Annotated in this window: 19 protein-coding genes; 8 read left to right on the plus strand and 11 right to left on the minus strand. The window is 53.5% G+C overall.

What is annotated here, in order from left to right; genetic code table 11:
• Nucleotides 1-3: 3 nt before the first annotated feature.
• From I2D94_RS01930 to I2D94_RS01955, 6 genes are all read right to left on the minus strand, one after another.
• Nucleotides 4-384 (minus strand): DUF2620 family protein, encoded by a 381-nt coding sequence (locus tag I2D94_RS01930; protein WP_072684960.1) that lies wholly within the window; start codon nucleotides 382-384, stop codon nucleotides 4-6.
• 24 nt (nucleotides 385-408) lie between these two features.
• Nucleotides 409-1,722, minus strand: a complete 1,314-nt coding sequence (locus I2D94_RS01935) for a YhfT family protein (protein ID WP_072684959.1) — start codon at nucleotides 1,720-1,722, stop codon at nucleotides 409-411.
• A gap of 35 nt (nucleotides 1,723-1,757) precedes the next feature.
• Nucleotides 1,758-2,132 carry a hypothetical protein gene (locus tag I2D94_RS01940; protein ID WP_072684958.1) on the minus strand — a complete coding sequence of 125 codons (375 nt, stop codon included), beginning with the start codon at nucleotides 2,130-2,132 and terminating at the stop codon, nucleotides 1,758-1,760.
• Between the two features lie 5 nt (nucleotides 2,133-2,137).
• Nucleotides 2,138-2,506, minus strand: a complete 369-nt coding sequence (locus I2D94_RS01945) for a hypothetical protein (RefSeq protein ID WP_139248634.1) — start codon at nucleotides 2,504-2,506, stop codon at nucleotides 2,138-2,140.
• 308 nt (nucleotides 2,507-2,814) lie between these two features.
• Complete coding sequence (gene yhfZ, locus I2D94_RS01950; protein WP_072684956.1) at nucleotides 2,815-3,738, minus strand: GntR family transcriptional regulator YhfZ; 924 nt, start codon at nucleotides 3,736-3,738, stop codon at nucleotides 2,815-2,817.
• Nucleotides 3,739-4,008: 270 nt separating this feature from the next.
• Nucleotides 4,009-5,505 (minus strand): CdaR family transcriptional regulator, encoded by a 1,497-nt coding sequence (locus I2D94_RS01955; RefSeq protein WP_195395430.1) that lies wholly within the window; start codon nucleotides 5,503-5,505, stop codon nucleotides 4,009-4,011.
• Between the two features lie 159 nt (nucleotides 5,506-5,664).
• On the opposite strand from I2D94_RS01955, the gene I2D94_RS01960 reads away from it, so the two are divergent.
• Nucleotides 5,665-7,881 (plus strand): FAD-dependent oxidoreductase, encoded by a 2,217-nt coding sequence (locus tag I2D94_RS01960; RefSeq protein WP_072684954.1) that lies wholly within the window; start codon nucleotides 5,665-5,667, stop codon nucleotides 7,879-7,881.
• Nucleotides 7,882-8,100: 219 nt separating this feature from the next.
• Here the strand turns inward: I2D94_RS01960 and I2D94_RS01965 are convergent, their stop codons facing one another.
• The 4 genes from I2D94_RS01965 to I2D94_RS01980 all read right to left on the minus strand — a co-directional run bounded on the left by I2D94_RS01965 (nucleotide 8,101) and on the right by I2D94_RS01980 (nucleotide 12,138).
• Nucleotides 8,101-9,009 (minus strand): DNA alkylation repair protein, encoded by a 909-nt coding sequence (locus I2D94_RS01965; protein WP_195395431.1) that lies wholly within the window; start codon nucleotides 9,007-9,009, stop codon nucleotides 8,101-8,103.
• Between the two features lie 45 nt (nucleotides 9,010-9,054).
• The gene (locus tag I2D94_RS01970; protein ID WP_195395432.1) at nucleotides 9,055-10,722 is read right to left on the minus strand and encodes a M14 family metallopeptidase; all 1,668 of its coding nucleotides are present in this window, start codon (nucleotides 10,720-10,722) and stop codon (nucleotides 9,055-9,057) included.
• Between the two features lie 133 nt (nucleotides 10,723-10,855).
• On the minus strand, nucleotides 10,856-11,782 hold the full coding sequence (locus I2D94_RS01975) for a CPBP family intramembrane glutamic endopeptidase (RefSeq protein ID WP_195395433.1): 927 nt from the start codon (nucleotides 11,780-11,782) through the stop codon (nucleotides 10,856-10,858).
• Nucleotides 11,779-12,138 (minus strand): VOC family protein, encoded by a 360-nt coding sequence (locus I2D94_RS01980; RefSeq protein WP_195395434.1) that lies wholly within the window; start codon nucleotides 12,136-12,138, stop codon nucleotides 11,779-11,781. The genes I2D94_RS01975 and I2D94_RS01980 overlap by 4 nt, the downstream gene beginning before the upstream one ends.
• Before the next feature lie 411 nt (nucleotides 12,139-12,549).
• Here I2D94_RS01980 and I2D94_RS01985 point away from each other — a divergent pair, with 411 nt between their 5' ends.
• The 7 genes from I2D94_RS01985 (at nucleotide 12,550) to I2D94_RS02015 (ending at nucleotide 19,221) form a co-directional block, all read left to right on the plus strand.
• Nucleotides 12,550-14,328 carry a MutS family DNA mismatch repair protein gene (locus tag I2D94_RS01985; protein ID WP_195395435.1) on the plus strand — a complete coding sequence of 593 codons (1,779 nt, stop codon included), beginning with the start codon at nucleotides 12,550-12,552 and terminating at the stop codon, nucleotides 14,326-14,328.
• Between the two features lie 51 nt (nucleotides 14,329-14,379).
• The gene (locus tag I2D94_RS01990; protein WP_195395436.1) at nucleotides 14,380-15,543 is read left to right on the plus strand and encodes an amidohydrolase; all 1,164 of its coding nucleotides are present in this window, start codon (nucleotides 14,380-14,382) and stop codon (nucleotides 15,541-15,543) included.
• Nucleotides 15,540-16,703, plus strand: a complete 1,164-nt coding sequence (locus tag I2D94_RS01995; RefSeq protein WP_072684947.1) for an amidohydrolase — start codon at nucleotides 15,540-15,542, stop codon at nucleotides 16,701-16,703. The genes I2D94_RS01990 and I2D94_RS01995 overlap by 4 nt, the downstream gene beginning before the upstream one ends.
• 476 nt (nucleotides 16,704-17,179) lie before the next feature.
• Nucleotides 17,180-17,497 (plus strand): PadR family transcriptional regulator, encoded by a 318-nt coding sequence (locus I2D94_RS02000; RefSeq protein ID WP_072684946.1) that lies wholly within the window; start codon nucleotides 17,180-17,182, stop codon nucleotides 17,495-17,497.
• Complete coding sequence (locus I2D94_RS02005; RefSeq protein WP_072684945.1) at nucleotides 17,490-18,080, plus strand: DUF1700 domain-containing protein; 591 nt, start codon at nucleotides 17,490-17,492, stop codon at nucleotides 18,078-18,080. Before I2D94_RS02000 ends, I2D94_RS02005 begins: the two co-directional genes overlap by 8 nt.
• Nucleotides 18,074-18,292, plus strand: a complete 219-nt coding sequence (locus I2D94_RS02010) for a hypothetical protein (protein ID WP_072684944.1) — start codon at nucleotides 18,074-18,076, stop codon at nucleotides 18,290-18,292. The genes I2D94_RS02005 and I2D94_RS02010 overlap by 7 nt, the downstream gene beginning before the upstream one ends.
• 20 nt (nucleotides 18,293-18,312) lie before the next feature.
• Entirely contained in the window at nucleotides 18,313-19,221 is a 909-nt protein-coding gene (locus I2D94_RS02015; RefSeq protein WP_195395437.1) for a CPBP family intramembrane glutamic endopeptidase, read from the plus strand.
• A 442-nt stretch (nucleotides 19,222-19,663) separates the two neighbouring features.
• On the opposite strand, the gene I2D94_RS02020 is transcribed toward I2D94_RS02015, so the two are convergent.
• On the minus strand, nucleotides 19,664-20,905 hold the full coding sequence (locus I2D94_RS02020) for an AraC family transcriptional regulator (RefSeq protein WP_159432808.1): 1,242 nt from the start codon (nucleotides 20,903-20,905) through the stop codon (nucleotides 19,664-19,666).
• Nucleotides 20,906-20,978: the final 73 nt, after the last annotated feature.

The raw sequence follows: 20,978 nt of genomic DNA on the forward strand, positions 1-20,978 counted from the left end.
CCGCTATTCAGGTTTTCCTTCAGATTTATCAATCAGAGCCTGCACCAATGCCGGAACTACTTGTTCAGTATGAGTTTTAACATAGCCAAACGCCTTATGATTTCCTGAATAAATGAGATGACGAATTTGTTTTTCATTCGGACAATTGCCTTGTTTGGAAACGGTCAGACAGTTCCCATAGCCCAAAACCATGATCGCCGTCGCAAGCGAGCCGCCGCCTCCGGTCATACAGCTTCCCAAGTAAAAATCCACATCACCGCTTTTCACTTTCCGCGCCGCGATCATATCCGGATCCAGCGAAGCTTCAACAAGCCCCGGGAATTTCTTCTCAATAATCTGTTTCGTTTGTAACGCGGTTAATCCGCAGCATTCAATTTTTAACATAAGCAATTCTCCTCTTTCATTCCATTACAATAGGACTAGTCCAAGAAAGATCATGATGTTGTACAGAATACCGACTGCAACGGCCGCTAACGGGCCGACTGCCGACTTCGGAATCCGCTGTCCGGTGACGTCGTTGAGGACGAAGAAACCACCGACGATCATAAGACCGACTGCACCCCAGGTTGCGTTTGCCGCCAGGAAAGAACCGGCAACCAACGCCAGACCGATGCAGGAAACCATCGCGTCACGGATATAATCGCCGCATTTGGACAGTTCCGGGAACTTCGATAACCCCTTGCCCAATAAGCCTAACAGCTGAATTTCAACAAATTCCGCAACAAAGCCGAAGACAGGAGCCAGCCACCAGGTCGGAGCCAGACAGCCGACCAGCATCACCGTCGTCAGACCGACAGCCTGATAAACGCCGGTTGCCAGCGCCGTGGAAACGATCAATGGGATAAACGCGATAATAACGCCGATCATCGCCAGTTCAAACGTGCCCATGTTGCCCGCTAAGACAGCTGAGGACAGGACATACGGCTGATAAGCCTGAGCCAGAACATGAATCCCCAACGCGTTCAGCGCGCCCTGGATGCACAGATAAACCCAGTTGCTCTTAATCCGATTGGCATTCTTCGTAAACAGGTTTTCGGTTTCCGAATCATTTTCCACGCTTTCCGCATTCTTGCTTCCATTAATGGAATAGACAAGCAGGCAGATCATGCCGGCCAGCATCGCGAAGGTGTACGGATACAGGCTGACGGAGATCGAACCGAAATTGACAGCGCCGACCACTGTGCAGAAAATGTAGACGATCGCTTCGATAAGACCGGTTGTGATTCCCTTTTTAGCCCCGAACTGGCTTGCGATCGCAACCGCTGGGAACATACAGAACACCGGCAGCGCCGGGGAGCTGATCTGTGTCAAATCATTTAAGAAGTTATACGGCAGCGCTGTGAATGCAGAATTGATAAAGCTGGTGCCGAAGGCGCACAGCGCGCCATACGCACCGCCGATGATTAACGCGACCCACTTGTTCGGCGACCAGGCGCCCAGGCAGTCGGTAGCGATTAACGTCAGATGACAGGCGATCAGGCCTGTGCCCAGCCACTGGCTGAAGCCGGCCAGAACCCAGCCGAAACCCATGCCGGTAACGACGACCGCAAACTCCGCCCGCGTCATCCGGCCTTCCATCAATTCTGGAAAAACCGGCCGCGCGCCGTCGTTGAAGTTGGAAATACATTTGTGCGAAAGCAGGCTCGCCCAGGCACAGATCGCAATCAGAACGATCGCGCGAAACGGCAGTGAAAATTCAAAATTAGTAATGATTCCTTCCATGTTTACCTCCTCTTACTAACATGATTCCCCTTCATTTAATCGCCGCAGCCTTCTGCCAACCGGGCGATTAAATTATTTATGTGAAGCAGCGCGTAATCCTGTTCGGTTTGATTGAAATGATTGCGCGTCGCCGCCATAACATCCTGAAGCATCTGCAGCGATTGCGGATAGCTGTCCAACCCTTCCAGCTCCGCCTTCACCTCCGGCGGCAGCGGTTCGATTTTCTCCCCCGTCGCATTGCGGCCAAAGGCCGCGCACAGATGCGCGATAAACGTATCGGCGTTTTCCTCCTGAAGCTGAATGTGATATTTCTGGTCAAACATCGCGATGATCGCCTGAATGTCGTCAACGTCGGCCGGCTGAATCATGCCGCCCTCCAGATACAGATTCAATCTTTCCGTAAAATCCATTCTCCTCATTTTCCTTTCTTTTTGTTTTTTACCGGCGCATTTTTCGCGGTTTCCACCGGCATGTACCGAAGTCCGAACAGCTTGTCCGTCAGCGCCAGACATAGCTGATCGGAAAACTGCGTAATCACGATCGCAATCGAACAGGTGACGATCAACGCGACATAGCTGGTCAATGTCCCCAGCCGGCTGCAGCCGTACATCAGCAGACTGACGACGACCGCGACGAACAACATGCGGATGTATTTCAGTTTGCGCTGTGTCGCAGGATCCAGCGCCATCACCGCGTGGCAATGCGTGCATTCCCATGACTTCCGCAGCTTCATCTCACTAACTTCATGGATCTTGCCACATCGGTAACATTTGATTTTTTTCATCTCATCCCACCCAATATACACTATTCCGTATTTACAAATTCAGTATAGCCCCGGCAAGTGAGAAAGTCAACAAGCAAAATACATTTTTATGTATTTTGAAGTTCGATTGATTTTTCTTACCTTTCCACTGCCGCCTTCGGCGTTTGACAACTCCTGTCGTTTTTCAATTCTTCTTGAATTTCTCACCTTTCCATTCTGATTCCCGAGATTTAAAGCAGGGCAAGACATGGGCCGCAACAGCCTTGCAGACATAAAAAAAACCAGTTTCTTCCGTCCGCGTCAGAATCTGACAGACGATCGAAACCGGCTTAATAGCTCGGTGTTATTTTTTCTTCCAGAACCAGGCGCTGGATGTTCAGCACCGTTTCCACGTCGACCAGTTCTTTGATCAACGTCGAAATTTCATTCTCTCGGGCAACGACCAGTACGGCCTCGGTGTTGTCTTTGTTGACCTGCTGGATTGATTTCGTATGGATTTTGACATGTTTATCGTTGGCTTCGTCGATATTCATGACCGTCGCGTCGATATCGCCGGAAATCACGCGCTCGATGATCCGCGAATATTCGATCTCAATAAATTCGACGTTTTTGCCCTGACAGACAAACTGCGTCAGCTCTTTCTGGTCAATCGAGGCAGAATCAATGCCGACCTTCATCCCGTCCTGAATTTCCCGAATATTCGGATTATGGAACATGATTACGTGATTGCTTAAATAAGAGCCTGCGCCGAAACCGACGACGATCTCAATTTTATCCGGATATTTTTCGATGAAATAATTGGCGGCGTATCGGGAAACGACCGCGAAGTCGTAACGTTTCTGCAAAACCATGCTGATGCGGTTGACAGAGCCGCGCATGTAGGCAAGATTGATCGGCAGGTCGTAATTATTTTCCATCGACGCGATCAAACCGGAGGCCAGTCCCTCATAACGGCGGCTGTAAGGCAGCGGCATCGTGCCTAACAACATCCGCACGCCTGCAAATTTCAGCAGCACCCGCATGTTCTTTTTCACCAGATAGGAACCCAGATGGCCCTTGGATTCAATCCGCACCGCTTCATGATCCACCAGCGTCTTGATCGCGTTTTGAACCGTGCCGCGGGCCAGACTTAATGAATCCACAAATTCGCTGACCGTCGGGATTCGTTCTCCCACTGAATATTTCAGCAGTTCCTTGGATACTTTAATCGTCGCAATCGCATTTTTCCCCATTAAATCTTCATAGTACATCATAGTTTATCTCCGTTTGCTGAACCTTGCGCGCCAAAACCGGCCGGCGCTCTCTTTCCTGTTATTTTACCATCGAACCGGATAAATTCAAAGCCAGGTTCACGCGGCCGATCAAAATTCCCGACTTTCCGCAGATTCCCTGAAAGCTTCAAAATCAGCGTCTTTGCGGATCGAAAAAGAAACGGTCCGTTAAGATTAAGAAGAGAGCGGGAAAATATTCCGATTGACTTCTCAGAGATAATCCGGCGTGCAGAGGCTGAGCGGCGCTGAAATTCATGGGCCGAGGTATTCGTCAATCTGGATCGACAACAGAAAATTCTGGCAATCCTTGGGATTCTCACTGGCAAATCCGCTGATCTGGCGGGCTTTCTGAATCCGGTAAGCCAGGGAGTTGCGGTGCAGATGCAGTGCGGCGGCCGTGTTTGTCGGACTGCACTGGGATTGCAGATAGGTTTTAAACGTCGCCAGAAAGTCTGTCTGATGCGTCTGATCAAAGTCTTTTAAGCGCTGAATTCCAGGATGGACAAAATCGTGCAGCGCTAACGCGCTGTGACAGGACAGAGTGTGCAGCAGCGTCTTAAAATAAAGATCGCGGAAAGCAACCAGACCGCTCAGGGCGTCCGTCACCGTCAATCCCCCCTGAAGCATCGCTACGACGATCGGACAGCTGGCGAGGTTTTCGATCGGATCGCTGACGATCATCAACGTCTCGGATTGCAGCGCCAGCGTATTCAGCGCTTCCTGCCGGTCTTCGTTCCAATCCTGCGGATCGAGCAGAAAATACAGATCGTTCTGATGTTGAAAACTTTCAATGACCTGCACGCGGCGGTTGATTTCCTCATTGTAGTATTTCAGCGTGCAGGTTTTGCTTTTTGGAATCTGGCTTAACAACAGGCAGAAGCTGCGGTTCAGCAAGTGCGGAAACGCCTGCAGCCGCGAGCGCAGAATTTCGGGATGGAAAAACCGGCCGTGCAGAATATCCTGAATCAGCAGTTCAAATTGCGTATCCGCCTTTTCCGCCGCATTGTTCGCTTTAAACAGCTCGATCTGTAAAAGCAGCGCGAGCTGATCGACAAGACGCACGTCGGTCTGTGTAAACGGACGGTTCAGCTGCAATACCTCAATGCCGCCTAACAGATGCGGCAAAGCGCCGATCGAGCAGCTGATCAACTTGAGCCGCTCTTTGTTGTAATCGACCAGCTGAGCGCAGCGGATATGGTGCTGGCTGAACCGCATGATCGCTGTTTCGACATGGCGCAGATATTCCGGATGTGGTTCCTTGTGAATCAGGAAATAATCGTAAACCGGATTGCCGCAGGGTTCATCGGGCCAGGAACAGATCAGGGAAAACATTTTATCCAGAACGTGGATCGGATTCTGAATGTATTGACAGGCGGTTTTCACCAGCGCAGTAATGCCCTCGCCCGAACTCGCCGCCCGTCCCAGCGCGGACAGCGCCTGCGCGTACACGTCGGTGTCGGTCAGCAGCGCAGAGAGCGTCTGGTATAAATCCAGCGCGCTGCCGGTATGATAAACCGCGGCGTTAAAGGCTGGCGCGCTGGCTTCCATCAACAGAAAGAAGCATTGCGGATAGGCCGAAGGATCCAACGTAAACGGCTCAGCCTGGATATACAAGGTCGCGGGCGTCAGCACAGCCGGCAGCTCAAAGATCAGCTGACAGCAGGTGATCGGCATTTCGCCCAAATCCCGCGGGATGGATATGGCATAACCGCCTGCGACAGCGGCGATCAACGCCTGACTCTGCATCATTAATTCTCCCCTTTCAGCGGATGTCCCGCCTGATTTCCCCTTATTTCCCGGTTTTTCGGCATTTTGCACGAAATACTCTGTGAATAATCTAGCAATCGGATGATGAATACGGTTCCATTGCCTTGTTAAAATTATAGCATAAGAGGAGGATCAATACCTATGGTTAAAATTTCAAGACGCGACTTCTTAAAAGGAAGCGGCGCCACCGCATTAACCCTCATGGCAGCCGGATTAGTCGGCTGTTCGGCTGAAAATGAAAAAACCCCCGATGCCCCTGCGTCTTCGCCGGCTCCGGAAAACGACAAAATCGCCGCAGCTTATCTCAATCCGCAGCGCGACGACTACCGCAGCAACACCAAAGAATTGAAAACGTTGTTCTCGCCGCTGACCATCGGCTCGCTTCAGCTCAGCCACCGGATGGTCAAATCGGCAGCCGGATCCGCAACCTATCTGGCCGGATTAACGGATGAACTGCTTCAATATTATATCAATTTCGCCAAGGGCGGCGTTGAGATGATTTATGTGGAAGGGATTTCCGCTTTGGAAATTCCTGCCGACGGCAGCGGCTACGACGCTGAAACTCTGGCCTTCGGTCAGAAGCTGGTCGCAGAATGCGCGAAGTATGGCGCCAGCCTGGGCTATCAGTGGGCGCAGTTCGGCGCCGGGGAAAATGAAATGAGCGTCGAACAGATTCAGGCGATCGAAGACCGCGGCGCGCAGATCGCCAAGGGCATGCAGCAGCTGGGCTTCAAAGCGTTTGAAATCAACGCCGCCGGCTTCAATATGGGCGAACATTTCCTGTCCCGTTTCTACAACGTACGCACGGACGAATATGGCTGCACCAGTCTGGAAAACCGCGCCCGTTTCGTCACGGAGTGCATCGCCAAGATCAAGGAAGCCTGCGGTGCGGACTTCAATGTTCAGATCTTAATCGACGCGATTGAGGAAAACGACAACGTCGCCAACAATCCGACGTTAATGACGTTGGACAACGCGGTCACAACGCCGCGCACAAAAATCACGACGGTAGAGGAAGGCATCGCTTTCGCGAAGCTGTTTGAGGCCGCCGGCGCGGATTCCATGCATTTGCGCTTAGGTCCGCTGGGTCATCACGTCGCGCAGTTCGGCAGCGATCTGTACTTTATCTTAAACGGCATCGAAGGCGCGTCCGGCTTCGGCACGCAGTATGATTTCAAAAAGCACTGGCAGGGCCAGCTGATCGGCGATACGCAGGGCGCCGGCATGCTTCTGAACGTCGCGGCCCGCTACAAGGCCGCCGTCAGCATTCCCTGCGGCGTCGTCACTTACATGGACCCGGCGCACGCTCCGGATTTCTTCGAACAGGCGCTGGAAGACGGCAAGGCAGATTTCTTCCTGATGACCCGGCCGTTAACCGTCGATACCGAATATGTCAATAAGCTGCGTGAGGGACGGATTGATGAGATCGCGCCGTGCACCCGCTGTCTGCATTGCCATATCGGAAGCAACGAAGCCAACGCGATGGCCGGCTATTGCCGCGTCAACGCGTTGACCCAGCGCGTCATGCGTGAAGGCGGACCTGCAGCGTATGAACTGCCGCCGATCGAAAAAGCGAAAAAAGTCATGGTGATCGGCGGCGGCCCGGCTGGAATGGAAGCAGCCCGGATTGCGGCAGCCCGCGGCCACGACGTGACCTTGTATGAAAAGAAAGGGACGCTGGGCGGCCTGCTGGATTTCGCGCATACCGTCAAGGGTCCGCATGAAAACTTGCAGGATTTCAAGAACTATCTGATCCGTCAGCTGGAAATTACCGGCGTCAAAGTGGAAACCGGCGTGGAAGTCGACGCCGCCAAGATCAACGCGGAAGCACCGGATGCCGTTATTCTGGCTGCCGGGGGGCTGCGCGACACTTTGCAGGTGGAAGGCGACGGCAGTGCTCCGGTGATCGACATGGAATCGTTCATGTTTACGGAAATGGGGGAAAACGTCCTCATCTACGGCTCCAATGCCCAGGCCTTCGACGCCGCTCTGTGGCTGACCGTTCACAAAAAGCACGTCACGATGATCACGCCGAATACAGCCGCGGAAATGGATATGCAGCAATCGCAGCACGCAATGCGAATGATGACCACGGCGTTGTATTCGCTGGGCTTCAGCGCCTGGCCGCAGGCTTCATTAAAATCGGTCAATCAGAACAAAGCAGTCATCCTGACCGAAACCGGCGTGGAGATGGAAATCGCCTGCGACGCGATCGTCAACGCCGCCGACATGCTGCCGAACACCAGCCTGCTGGAAGGATTGACCGTAGCGGAAACCTATGCCGTCGGCGACTGTGCCAATCCGTTCAATATCGCCAAGGCGATCCATGCGGGCAACGACGCCGGCCGCGCCGTCTAAGCGCCTAATTTTTTGATGAATCTGAGCCAGAATTGAGGTTGATTCCAGTTCATTCTGAAATCTGACCGGCTCAGGAAGATGAAATAAAAACAGGAATCAAGCCAAATCTGCGCCGCTATGGCCCGGATGAAGCTTGTTCCTGTTTTTTTTATCGTTGTTGCTTAGACAACCTTGCTGCGATCTCTTCTGAATGGAAAATGGTCGGGAAAGACGTTTTGGTTATTCTGCCGCTGTGACCTCAAAATCGCGCGTTCCCTGCGGACAGCCGTTGATGATCAGGGTGACCGAATGGCGTCCCGGGTAATGTTTTCTGACGCTTGTGTCGGCAAAGTGTTGTTTTTTTACATATTTCCGTTTCTCGCCTGCCTTTAAGGTAAGCTCGGATATTTTATAGTTTTTCCGACTGCGTTTCCCTTTGGCCTTCATGTAGTCAACCGCATATTCCAGCCGCGCCCGAACGTCGGTTTCCGCGCTGAGCACAAAGGAAAAAACCAGATCTTCACCAATTCGCACGACCGGCGTCATCACAGTGAATTCCGCCGTCTTTACACTGGCATTCTCCGCCAGTCCAAACAGCGCCAGCGCTTCCGGATTTCCCTTTTTCAGCAATGTCCGGCAGCCATGTTTGAGGATTGCGTCTGTGATCGCGTTCTGCCCCTGCCAGCGGCGCGCCGTTTCCAGCACAAGCTCGGGATGCGTCTTGGAAATATCGTTCAGGTTGTTCGCCACGCTTTTCTGAACATACGGCGAGGGATCCGCTTTCAGCAGCTCGAGAATTCGCAGCACCGGCAACGGATTCTGCTTGAAGCTCGCTAACGCCTGGCCCCAGGGCAGCTGCGGACGGCAGCCCTCGCTGGCCAGCCGCCGCACATGCTCACTTTTGTGCTCAGCCCAAACCGCCACCTGCTCAAGAATCGTCACCGCGCGAGTGTAATCCGCCGGCAGATATTTGCCCAGGGCAAGCGCCATCTTCCGGATCCGGGCTTTCAGCTGAAGCGACTCCCACTCCGCGTCCAGAACCTCGCTGACAAACGCCTCGTTTAAAAACAGGGGATAGACCTCTTTGATTCTGCGCGCCAGTTCGCCGAGCGAGTCAGCGTTAATTCTTGCTTTCATTAATTCCGCCATTCATTTCTCCTTTGCCGAAATAAGCGCACAGAACCCCAAAAGAGTTCAATCGATCACACAGCAGGCTGACGCCTGTCCAGCCTGAGCGCAGCGGACGTTTAACCGCACAGTCGTTCCTGCAGGTGCACGAACAATCCATTCTATTTTCTTCCGCAGCGCGGCTGTCTGACCATAGACGCTGGAAAAGGACAACTCTGTTTGATCCTGACCATAGCCTTCCAGCGCTTCCATTTCACTGCGCGCCTGTCCCTGCACAATCTTTGCGCCCTCCAACGTAATCTGAATGGGTTCCGCCAGCTTCATCGCCTGGCGCTGCCGGCTGATCCACGTCGGCAGATAGCCGCGGTTGACGATCTCCGCCGTCACTTTCACGAAGTCATGCCCCAAAGGTTGAGCCTCAAAACGCAAAATCGCCAGTCTTGGCAGCAGGCAGACCTGACGCAGCGCAAACCGCGTGGCTTTTTCGCATTCTTCGCGCAGATACGCCGGCGGGCAGTTTTGGATCGTAAACTTATAATCCAGCCCGCCGATCTCCACCTCGCCCAGCTGCGGATGCTTCAGCGGCGTCCACGGCTTCCAGGCTTGCGGACAATGAGCGTCGATCCAGGCCAACGTTAATTTCTGCTGCTGCAACTGCTGCGCCTCGCTCAAATCCGGATCCAGCTGATCTTCCACGCTGATCCCGGCCCGGCTCTGCAAATCCCACAGCTCGGCCGTCACTGCGAAAATTCCGCGGTTCAGATAAGCCCAGTCATCGCCCGCGCCGGCCGCATAATCGGTTTCCGTACAGTGAAAGCCATCGTATAAATTCAATAACGGATAACCCATCTCTTCGGTTGCCAGCGCGCCAATCGCATGATAGATTTTCCGATCCAGCGGATCCTGTTCAGCTTCCGAAAACGGTCCCGGCGGATTGAGAATCATACCGCCGCTGGTATGATGAGTAACCATCACGCCGATATTGTGATGAGCGATCAGAAAATCCGCCACCGCACGGGTTTCCGGATTATCCAGCGGATAGTTTCCCGCTCCCGGCTGCTGCGGCTTCCACCAGCACGGATAATTGCGGTTGAAGTCCAGCCCCCATTGGGCTGGGGCCGCTTTAAGAATTTCCCCCTTCTCCCCACGCAGCATGCCTTCCGGCATCACTGTATAGAACACGCCGTCCATTTCATCCGGCCGCCGCCGGCGCAATAACCGCGGTTCTTCCTCATCCGCCGCCCACGCTCCGGTTTCGTCGGGAATCCGCATCCAGCGAATCACACCGTCCTGATCCAGATCCTGCCGGACGACGCCGGACTGTTCTTTCCCTGAAACCCGGTTGACGGAGCGCAGCAGCTGGGGCGTTTTCAGATAAACCTCCGCGCCATCCGGAGAAATCCGCGGGATAAACGTAAACGTATAAGCCCGAAGCAGTTTTGCGATCTGCGGTTCAGCGTGTCCGGTCAACAGCACATCCAGCTGATGCAGCGCGGCCATCGACCCCGTCACTTCCCCGGCATGCGTGTTTCCGTCGATATGCTGCGCCGGTTTCTCATCGAAATCCCCGCAGCTTAAGTCCGTCACCTCCATCGCCCACAAATCGCGCCCTTCCGGGGTTTTTCCCAAGCTCCTTAAGCAGGCAAAGTCCGGGTAATGCTCACTAAAATAGACCAGCCGCGCCGTCAGCTCGGCATAATCCGCATAATGATCATAAGTAAAAGTCGTTTTCATCCCATCAACTCCGTTTCTGATGAAATCAGTGTAGCACCGTTTTTCTCCATCCGCAAAACAAATCCGCTCCCCTCCTTCGTGTTTCGCATTTCCCCGCTGAAAAAACAAAAAAACCGGACAGGCCGGTTTTCCCTTACAATTTTAGCGTCAGGATGTTCAGTACGCCGTAGACGATCAGCGTGATCACGATCGCCCAGGACAGGAAGAACTGCTGGATTAAAATCCACGGATTTGCTTCCCGGCGCACGATGATCCGCTTATGCCGCCGCCGGATCAGCGCGATTAGCGCCAGGGCGTAAATGATGACGCAGCTTAATCCGATCACCCATGAATACTGCACCGGCACCAGCTGTAAAGCGACCGTCTGCAAATTGATTGCGATATGGATGATCACCGCCGGCAGAATTGAATTGAAGCGCATCGTCACAACCGCCAGAAAAGCGCCCAGAAAGAATGAGGGCAGAATGTTGATCAGATTACCGTGCATCAGAGAAAACAACAGCGAGCTGGCGAAGATCGCGAAATAATTACCCATCCGGCCAAAACTGCGCAGGCAGACGCCGCGGAAAATAAATTCCTCGCAAAAAGGGAACACGACTGCCGTCTGGATCACATTCAGGATGACCGCCGGTAATTTTCCCTGCAGGATCAGCTGTGATGATGTGAACTGAATATTGGACCAGCTGAGCACCAGCGAGAGAATTCCGACGATAAAAGTCAGAAGCAGATTCAGTGCCAGACCGATCAATGTCAATTCGAGAATATCGCGCCACTCGCCCTGACAACGCCCGAAAAACCGCCCTGTCTTCATTTTCTTTATCGCGGCATACGCTTGAAAGGGAAGAAGCATGACGATCAGCGTCACGGCGATCCGGATTCCAGCTTCCGCTGCCTGACGGTCAACCGTTTGATAATACGGCTCCAGCAGCGGAACGAGCCGCTGATAGCCAAAGGCCGCGCCGACGGCCAGCGCAAAGACAACCAGAAACGTCAGTCCGACGCCATTGAATTCCCGGCGCAGCTGACGCGGCGTTACCGTCTGAATAATCCGATCACTCATTGTTTCCCCTCCTTTTCAATCTTCTGAAATTCCACGGTGTAGCCGTCCGGATCCTGAATAAAAAAGGAATACACGGCAAACTGCGGATGCCGCCGGGGAGCGGAAGCTCCCTTCATGTCTTTGAATTTTTCGTACAGCGCGTCGACTTCAGCCTCATCGGCGCAGTTAAAGGAAATGCACGAATAGGCCGGAAGCTCAAAATCCACGCTTTCCACAAAGCCCAGATAGCCATAACCGCTGTCGTAAATATGACAGCCCGGCTGCGTATGCCAAAGTTTCAGCCCTAATTGCTGAATATAAAAAGCATCGGTTGCCGCCAGACTGCGGCAACGATGAAAGACGACCATTGATTCCATAGTGCATCGCTCCTGTTCTCTGATTCAGAACTGTATTGTTTCCATCCCCCGTTTATTAACCGGAGTACGGCGGTCTCTGCTAAAGCGGCAGGATTGGATCTCATGTCCGTGAAGACACCCGATTTCTCTGTGCGCTTCACAGTAAAACTTGTTTTTGACGATTTCTCCCCTCGGCCACAGTGGTCGGGGAAAAATCACTTGCTGCGCTGAATGCTTTTTTATTATCGCATATTTTTTTAAGAATGGAAATAGCGACCCTTGCCGCTTTGCGTGCAGATTTAGAAATTCTGCGGTGATTTTATTTCCATCCAAGGTTTACCTGAGGTGCGAACGAGGCTTTCCTACTTTGATTTTCAACGACATCTGGCTTATACTAAAGCTATTGCACAGAATTAAAAAAGGAGGAATCCGATGCACAAACAACAATGGGAAACGCAGCTGGCTCAGGCGCAGCGACGAAGCGCTCAGCTCCATCGCAAAAACTCACAGATCGCCGGGGTTCGCTTCGGTTTATTTTTAATCGCGGCATGGGCTTTTTTTCAAGTCGTCGACGGTCGGAGGGGCTATGGGCCGATCCTGATCCTGAGTCTGACCGGGTTTTGTCTGGCGATGCTGGCGCATCAGAAAAACAACCGGTTCTATCTTGAAGCGCAGGCGCAAATCGAAGTGCTCCATCGCTGTCTGGCGCGGTTTGACGGCCGTTGGCAGCAGGCGCCGGAAACCGGCGCGGAATTTTTAGACGACGATCAGCCCGCGCTGGCCGATCTCGACGTGTTCGGACCGCGTTCGTTATATCAGTTCTGCTGCATGGCGGTCCTGCCGCAGGGGAAGACGGCGCTGGCGTCCTGTTTTAAAGATTCAGCCGCGGCCGAAACGATCCGCGAGCGTCAGGAAACCGTGACCGTTCTGGCGCAGAATCCCGATTTCATGCTTGCGGACTGGACCTGCACGCACGGTCTGACGTCAACGACAGCCGCCGCAATGGCTTCCGACAAGCTGAATGAGCTTGTCCAGCCGATCACACTGCTGATTCCCGGCTGGTTTATCCGCTGGATGCCAGCGGTGACGCTGACGTTATTGGGGCTGACGCTGCTACGCTGGATCTCGCCGCTGTGCTTCATCCTGATCTTTTTTGTCCAGTCCGCGCTCGCCCTGTTTTCCCTCGGGACCGTGCACAGCCGCCTGCAGACCGTCGCAAAGGTCCGGCAGGGGCTGCAGAACTGCCTGACCCGTTGTCAGAAGCTGGATCAGTCGGAATTGTCCAGCCCCTTGATCGACACGCTGAAAACCCGGATTCGCCAGCCGCAGGGACTGCTTCAGGGCGTAAAGCAGCTCGACGGGCTGTTAAACCGGCTGTCGCTGCAGGCCAATCCGTTTCTCTACCTGCCGGCGCAGTTATTGCTGCTGTGGGATCTGCAATGCGTGGGGGCCTGGAATCAATGGCAGGCTCAGGCCGGGCAGACGTGGATCGCCGTGATGGAACTGCTGGGACAGCTGGAATCGCTGGAATCGCTGGCGCTGATCGCGCTGACGCATCCGCAGACCTGCATGCCGAAGCTGCATGAGGAAACGACGCCGGTTCTGGCATTTACGCAGCTGACTCACCCGCTGCTGGATCCCGATCAGGCAATCGGCAACGATTTCACCCTCGATCATTCGCTGACACTGGTCACCGGCTCCAACATGTCCGGCAAGACGACGTTCATGCGCACGATCGGTCTGAATCAGATTCTGGCCGCAGCCGGCGGTCCCGTCTGCGCGCAAAGCATGGATACGTCCGGCTTTACCGTTTTAACCTCGATGCGGATCCGCGACGACGTCAACGAGGGCATCTCCACCTTCTATGGCGAGCTGTTAAGAATCCGCAGGATCATCGACGCCGTGCCTCAGAAAAAACCGCTGCTGGTGCTGATCGACGAAATCTTCAAGGGCACCAACTCGCTGGATCGGATCGACGGCAGCGCTCAGGTACTTCGCCACCTGAATCACCCATGGATCCGCGCGATGATCACGACGCACGACTTTGAGTTGTGCGCCCTGCAGGAACAAACGGGACTTTCCTTAGTCAACGTTCATTTTGAGGAACATTACCAGAATCAGAAGATTTTCTTTGATTACAAGCTCAAGCCGGGCCGCTGTACGCAGCGCAACGCTCGATATTTAATGAAAATGATTGGGATCACGGATTGATTTTCACTGGTTTTACGATACAATGAGTTCATAGAGATTGGGGGACATACAATGATAGCTATTACACACGGCAAGCTGCTGACCGTCGTCAACGGTACGATTGAAGACGGCACGCTGCTTCTCGACAACGGCAAGATCACAGCGATTGGCAAGGATCTCGCGATCCCGCAGGGAGCTGAGGTCATCGACGCTTCCGGAAAATGGGTGACTCCGGGCTTGATCGACGCGCACACGCACATTTCTACCTTTAACGAACCGCACTGGATGCCGCACATCGGCGATGGCAACGAGGTCACCTCACCCGTCACCGCTCAGATCCGCGGCATCGACGCGCTGAATCCCTTCGACATGGCGATCGGTGCGGCGCGGTCGGCCGGCTTTACGACCTGCTACACCGGGCCGGGCAGCGCCAACGTCATCGGCGGCACCGGCTTGAGCTTCAAGCTGAAAAACGCGGCGACCGTTCAGGAAATTGCGATCGAAGGTTCGGAAATGATGAAAATGGCGCTGGGCGAAAACCCGAAGCGCTGCTACGGCTCGGAAAAGAAAATGCCGATGACCCGGATGGGCACCGGCGCGGTGCTGCGCAAAGCGTTATTCGACGCGAAGCAATACAGCGACGCGCTGGCTGCGGGCAAAGACGTCAAGCGTGACTTTGATTTAGAAGCGCTGGTTCCGGTCGTCCGCGGCGAAATGCGCTGCCGGATCCATTGCCACCGCGCTGACGACATCGTCACGGCGATCCGGATTGCCGAGGAATTCAACCTTGATTACACGATCGAGCATTGCACCGAAGGGTATAAGATTCTGGATTTCTTAAAGGCGAAAAAGACCAAGGTTATCATCGGTCCGCTGTTAATGGGGCCGCAGAAATTTGAGATCTGGGGCTGCCGTCAGGATACCCCGGCCGTCTTTGAAAAGGCCGGAATTGAGGATTTCTGTCTGATGGCGGACGATTCCTCCGCCACGAAATGGCTGCCGGTTCACGTCGGCATCGCAATGCGCAATGGCCTCAGCTTTGAACAGGCGTTAAAATGCGTGACGATCAATCCGGCGAAGCTTCTGAAGCTGGACGATCGGATCGGTTCGCTGGAGGTGGGCAAAGACGCGGACATCGCGATCTTTAACGGCATGCCGTTCTCCAATCTGACGCTGTGCGAACAGGTCATCATTGACGGAAAACCGGAATTTGTCCGGCAGGAGGGTGATTTATGATCGCCATTATTCATGGAAAGCTGCTGACTGTCACGCAGGGCGTCATCGAAGACGGCACCCTGCTGATCGATCAGGGCAAAATTACGGCGGTCGGTCAAAATATCGCCGTTCCGGAAGGCGCGGAAATTCTCGATGCTTCCGGCAAATGGGTGACGCCGGGGCTGATCGACGCCCACAGCCATCTGTCGGGGTTAAACGAACCGGCCTGGATGCCTTCGACGATGGATGCCAACGAAATTACCGATCCCGTCACCGCGCAGGTGCGGATGCTGGACGCGTTCAACCCGTTTGACGAAGCGATCCCGAAGGTCAGAAACGCCGGCTTCACGACCTGCTGCACACTGCCGGGCAGCGCCAACGTCATCGGCGGCGTCGGTTTTTCCTTCAAGCTGAAAAACGCGGCGACCGTTCAGGAAATGATGATTCCGGGCACGGAAGTCATGAAAATGGCGCTGGGCGAAAATCCAAAGCGCTGCTATGGCCCGGATAAGAAAATGCCGATGACCCGAATGGGGACCGGCGCCGTGCTGCGGGAAACGTTATTCAAAGCGAAAGTCTACTCGGATAAATTAAAAAAAGCGGAAACAGACTCCAGCTTTTACGTCGAACCGGATTTCCGGCTGGATCCGCTGGTCCCGGTTGTCCGCGGTGAACGCCGCTGCCGGATTCACTGCCACCAGGCGGATGATATCGTCACCGCAATCCGGATCGCTGAGGAATTTAAGCTGAGCTATGCCATCGAGCATTGCACGGAAGGCTATAAGATCAAGGAATTCTTAAAAGAAAAGAACATCACGGCAGTTGTCGGACCGTTAAAAATGGGACCGATGAAATTTGAAATCTGGGGCTGCCGCCAGGACACGCCGGCGGTCTTTGAAAAGACGGGCATCAACTTCTGCCTGACCGCGGACGGCGCTTCCGACACCGTCTGGCTGCCAAGCGATATCGGCATTGCGATGCGTTACGGACTGAGCTTTGAGACCGCGCTGGAATCCGTGACGATCCGTCCAGCCCGGCTGCTGGGATTGGAAGACCACGTCGGTTCGTTAGAAGCCGGCAAAGACGCGGACGTCGCGATCTTCGACGGCATGCCGTTTGAAAATCTGACATCCTGTCTGACCACGATCATCGACGGGAAAATCGAGCACTGCACGCTGTAACAAAATTGCAGAAGGCGCTGAGAATTTCCCTCCGAAACAAATCCCTGCCGTATACCGATCAAAAATGGAACAGAACTCCATGGGAGCCTGTTCCATTTTTTTTGTGCGCGCAAATGGCGGCTGTACAGGCTGCATCATCCCGGTTGGCATGGTTAAAGGCTGCCGGGGATTGTTCTTTTTGATTTCCAAAAAGATTAATTTTCCTTTACCGATAAATTCCCGTTTCAGGGAGTATTCAACTTGCTTAAACATCATTTGTTTCCGTCAATCTGACGCAGGATTTTTCAGATAATCCAGCTCGTGCAGCCGGTCCTCCAGGGAAGCAACTTTCCGCTCCGCGGCATCAGTCTGACTTGACGCCACTTTATGACGTTGAAAGAAAAAGGCAGCCGAAAAACAAAATAGTCCAAAAATTCAAAATACTGCTTGACGCATTATACTACGCGATATATAGTATAACACGTAAGGAGGTAATCATGGATAGTCAACTAAAAAAGGGATTGTTGGAAATCTGCGTGCTGGCCGCGCTGGCAAAGCAGGATTCCTATGGTTATCAAATCATCAAAGACGTTTCCCAGGTCATTGAGATCTCTGAATCCACATTATATCCGATTCTTAAACGCCTGGAAGCCAGTCACGATCTGGAAACCTATTCCGTCGAGCATAACAGCCGGCTGCGTAAATATTACCGGCTGACGGACAGCGGCCGCCGGCACATCGCTGATTTTCTGGATGATTGGAAAGCGGTGATGACCGTGATCGATTTTATAAAAGGAGAAGTTCACCATGACTGAAAAAGAATATCTTGATGCTTTAAACAAAGCGCTGAAATGGCTGCCGAAGCCGGAAAAAGAAATTTGTTTCAACTACGCCCGGGAGATGATCGAGGATCGAATCGAAAACGGCTTCTCGGAAGCCGAGGCCGTCGCTCAGCTGGAAACGCCCGGGCAGATGGCGAAAGCTTTTCTCGAGGACCGCGGCAGTCTGAAATTTAAATTTTCATTGCCGTTGAACAGCGGACTGACCGTCATTCTGCTCGTGCTGGGTTTCCCCCTGTGGGGCGCCCTGTTATTGGCGGGATTGATGGTGTTGCTGGCAGGCTTTCTGATCGCCGGCTGCGTGCCGTTTCTCTGCGTCGTGCTGACGGTCAGCCTGTTATTCGTCGCGCTGGTCAGCGTCAGCGCCAGCCCGTTTGTAATGGGAACCGTCTCGTTCACGGCCGGCATCATTCAGTTCGGCGTCGGAATGATGGCGCTGGGCGGTTTAATTCTGGCGGCATTAGGCGCGTCGCTCAGTATTCCGTGGTTTAAATCCGCGGTGATGAAAACAGCGCAGAATCTGCGTTCTCTGTTTTTCCAGGAGGTAAAAAAATGGTAATCCGAAATTTTAGAAAAAAGGCGTTGATCGCCGGCCTGTTCTTCGTTCTGACCGGTTCGCTGATCGTGGGCGCGGGCTTGGCAGCCGGAGGTCGTGATGCGTTAGCCGCCGGTCCCTCGAAGCCATGGTACCAGACGATTTGGATTGAAGATGGAAAGATTGTCGTCAGTCTGGATTTCCTGAACGGTTCGTTGTTTCACATCCGCTTTTAAACAGAAAGGAGACTATCCTCATGACACAATTTACTGCATATCAGAAAAAACAGCTCGGCCTGTTCGCCATGCTGACCCTCGCCTTTCTCAGCCTGTTTACCGTTTTATACGCCCGCAATCGCGATAACACGCTGCTTTCGCTGCTGATGCTGACGCCGGCGCTCAGCGCGCTGATCGTCAACAGGCTGACGCATGAGCGCCGCTCCTTGTTTCTGCGGCCAAAATTCAAGCGCAACCTTTCCCGTTATGCGTTGAGCTGGTTTCTTCCGCCCCTGCTGGCCTTTGCCGGAGCCGGACTCTACTTCCTGATTTTCCCATCGCAGTTTCAGCCGCTGGCCTCGCGCTTTGCGGTCAATAACGGCCTTGCGGAGCCGGGTGCGTATGGAAGACAGCTGCTTCCAGTCGTGCTGCTTGCGGTTCTCGTCAATCCCTTCGGCGGACTGATTCCGGCGTTGGGCGAGGAACTGGCCTGGCGGGGCTGGCTGCTTCCCCGGCTGCGCGATGTCCTGGGCACGCGGAAATCCGTCGTTGTAACGGCTTTGATCTGGGGCTTATGGCATGCGCCGATCATCCTGCTGGGCTACAATTATGGAACCGATCATCCGCTGCTCGGCGTGCTGATGCAGCTGTGGCTCTGTTTGATTCAGGGGATCATCCTGGCCTGGCTGCAATTTCGAAGTGAATCTGTGTGGACCTGCGCTCTGTGGCATGCGTCCTTAAACGGGATTGACCGCTACGCCGCTTCAGCCCTGCTGAGCGCGGGCAGCGTTATGCCGTTAGTCGGTCCGGATCTGACGGGGTTGATCGGCGGACTGGGGTTTGTTCTGGCGGCGGTCCTCTGTTGGCGCGGGATTTGCCAACTGCCGAAGCGTTCCAGTACTGCGAAGTCTGACGCTTTCCTCAATTCCGATTTATCCTTGATCCAATAACGTTTGACCGACTGCCTCCAAATAAAAAAATCCGGACAGGAAATGATCTTCCCCGCACCGGATAATCCTGATAGAACACAAGAGCAACGTCTTCCGGCACCCGCCGGAAGCGTTTTTATTTTACTAAAATTGTCCGTTTTTTCCATCGAGAGCCCCTCTTTATCCAGCACCGTGCAGCGCGAACGGGTCATAATCGTCTCGCATGGGAAATCGCATTCCCCACAGGCTGTCAATTCCTGATGAAGCACACCGTCGCGGGTAAAACCATCCTCCGGCTTATGCGCCATCACACAGTCAGGACAGATTCCCTGAATACAGGTCGGACAGCTGCCGCAGTAATAAGCCGCATTTCCCCAACACCGCTCATCCATGGCCCGAATTCTTTTTCATCGTTTCGATTTGTTTCCTTCCTTGTGTTAATCGGAGTTGATCCATCCCCCGCTTATTCTCTAAAGGGCTCACTTTCCTCCATGTTCAGCTGCGCGCGATACTGGATCGGCGTTTTCCCGCAGCGTTTCTTGAAGATCTCCGTGAAATACCGCTCGCTGCTAAAGCCCACCTCGCGGCTGATCTGAGCGATGGTCAGCGTGGAATTCTTCAGATAAAAACGGGCTTTTTCAATCCGCAGGCCGGAGATAAAATCGGGCAGGGAGCTGCCGGTCTGGCGGTTGAATTCGCTGCTTAAATGACTGACGTTGGTATTGGTGTACTCCGCGACCAGCTTCAGCGAAATATCCTTACGATAATTCTCATGGATAAATCCCATCGCCAGCAGCACCTCGGGCGAATACCATGGCCCGCCGTTTCCGTCCTTATACAGCCTGCGGATCTGATTTTCCAGATGCGCCTGATATTCGCTGAGTGAGAAAAAATCCTGCGGTCCGAAATTCAGATCCAGCGTTATCCCGTACACCTTGACAAACAAGCTCAGCGTCGCGATCACAAAGGTGTGCGCCGCCCGGCAGCAGTTCATATCGAGCGAGCTGCGGACAAGATGATCAAACACATAATTCACCTGTTCCAGCACTGCCGGCAGATTCCCCGTACACAGCTCGTTGCGTAGCCGCCGGCCGTTTTCATAGATCGCCAACACCCCCGGATCAATCCGCTGCTGCAGCACCTGCTCGGTAATCACCGGACACGCGACCTCAAAGAAACGCAGATCGTTCAGCTGCCGGGCTTTTAAATAAGCCGGATGCATGCCTTCATAGCCGTGGTAAGGCCCGGCCATCGACGTCGCGATAAAACGATGATTTCCCGGGGCATAAGGCGGACGCGCGATAAAATGCCGGTGAAGCTGTTCACACACCTGTTCCGCACGGATCGTGCAGTCTGAATCCCGGCTGAACAGCACCGCCATTTGTTTGGAATTATCGACCTTGATCAAAAAGCTGTTTCCCCGGCAATGATTTTCCGTTAACAACGCCTCGATTTCATCATAGATGACGTACGTATTTTCCACCTGCCGCTGAAAAATTTCAGAATCGTCGATCAGATTATATTTCTTGTCAATCCCTGTGATGCAGAAATAATAATCAGTCAGATCAAACCGCAGCGGAATCCGGTTGTTTTTTACAAAGCTTTCGATCAACAGCTCATTGTCATCCCACAGACAATAGTTGATCAGCATGTTGTCGCGGACAAAGTCCGTCGACGCTTTTTCCAGCAATCTTTTCTCTTCCATGGTGTAATCGTACCATGATTTCAGGAATTGCAGAAGAGACAAACGGAAATTTTTGCCAACGCAAAATTTTTCG

The sequence above is a fragment of the Holdemania sp. 1001302B_160321_E10 genome (genome assembly GCF_015552275.1).
Classification (GTDB): domain Bacteria; phylum Bacillota_I; class Bacilli_A; order Erysipelotrichales; family Erysipelotrichaceae; genus Holdemania.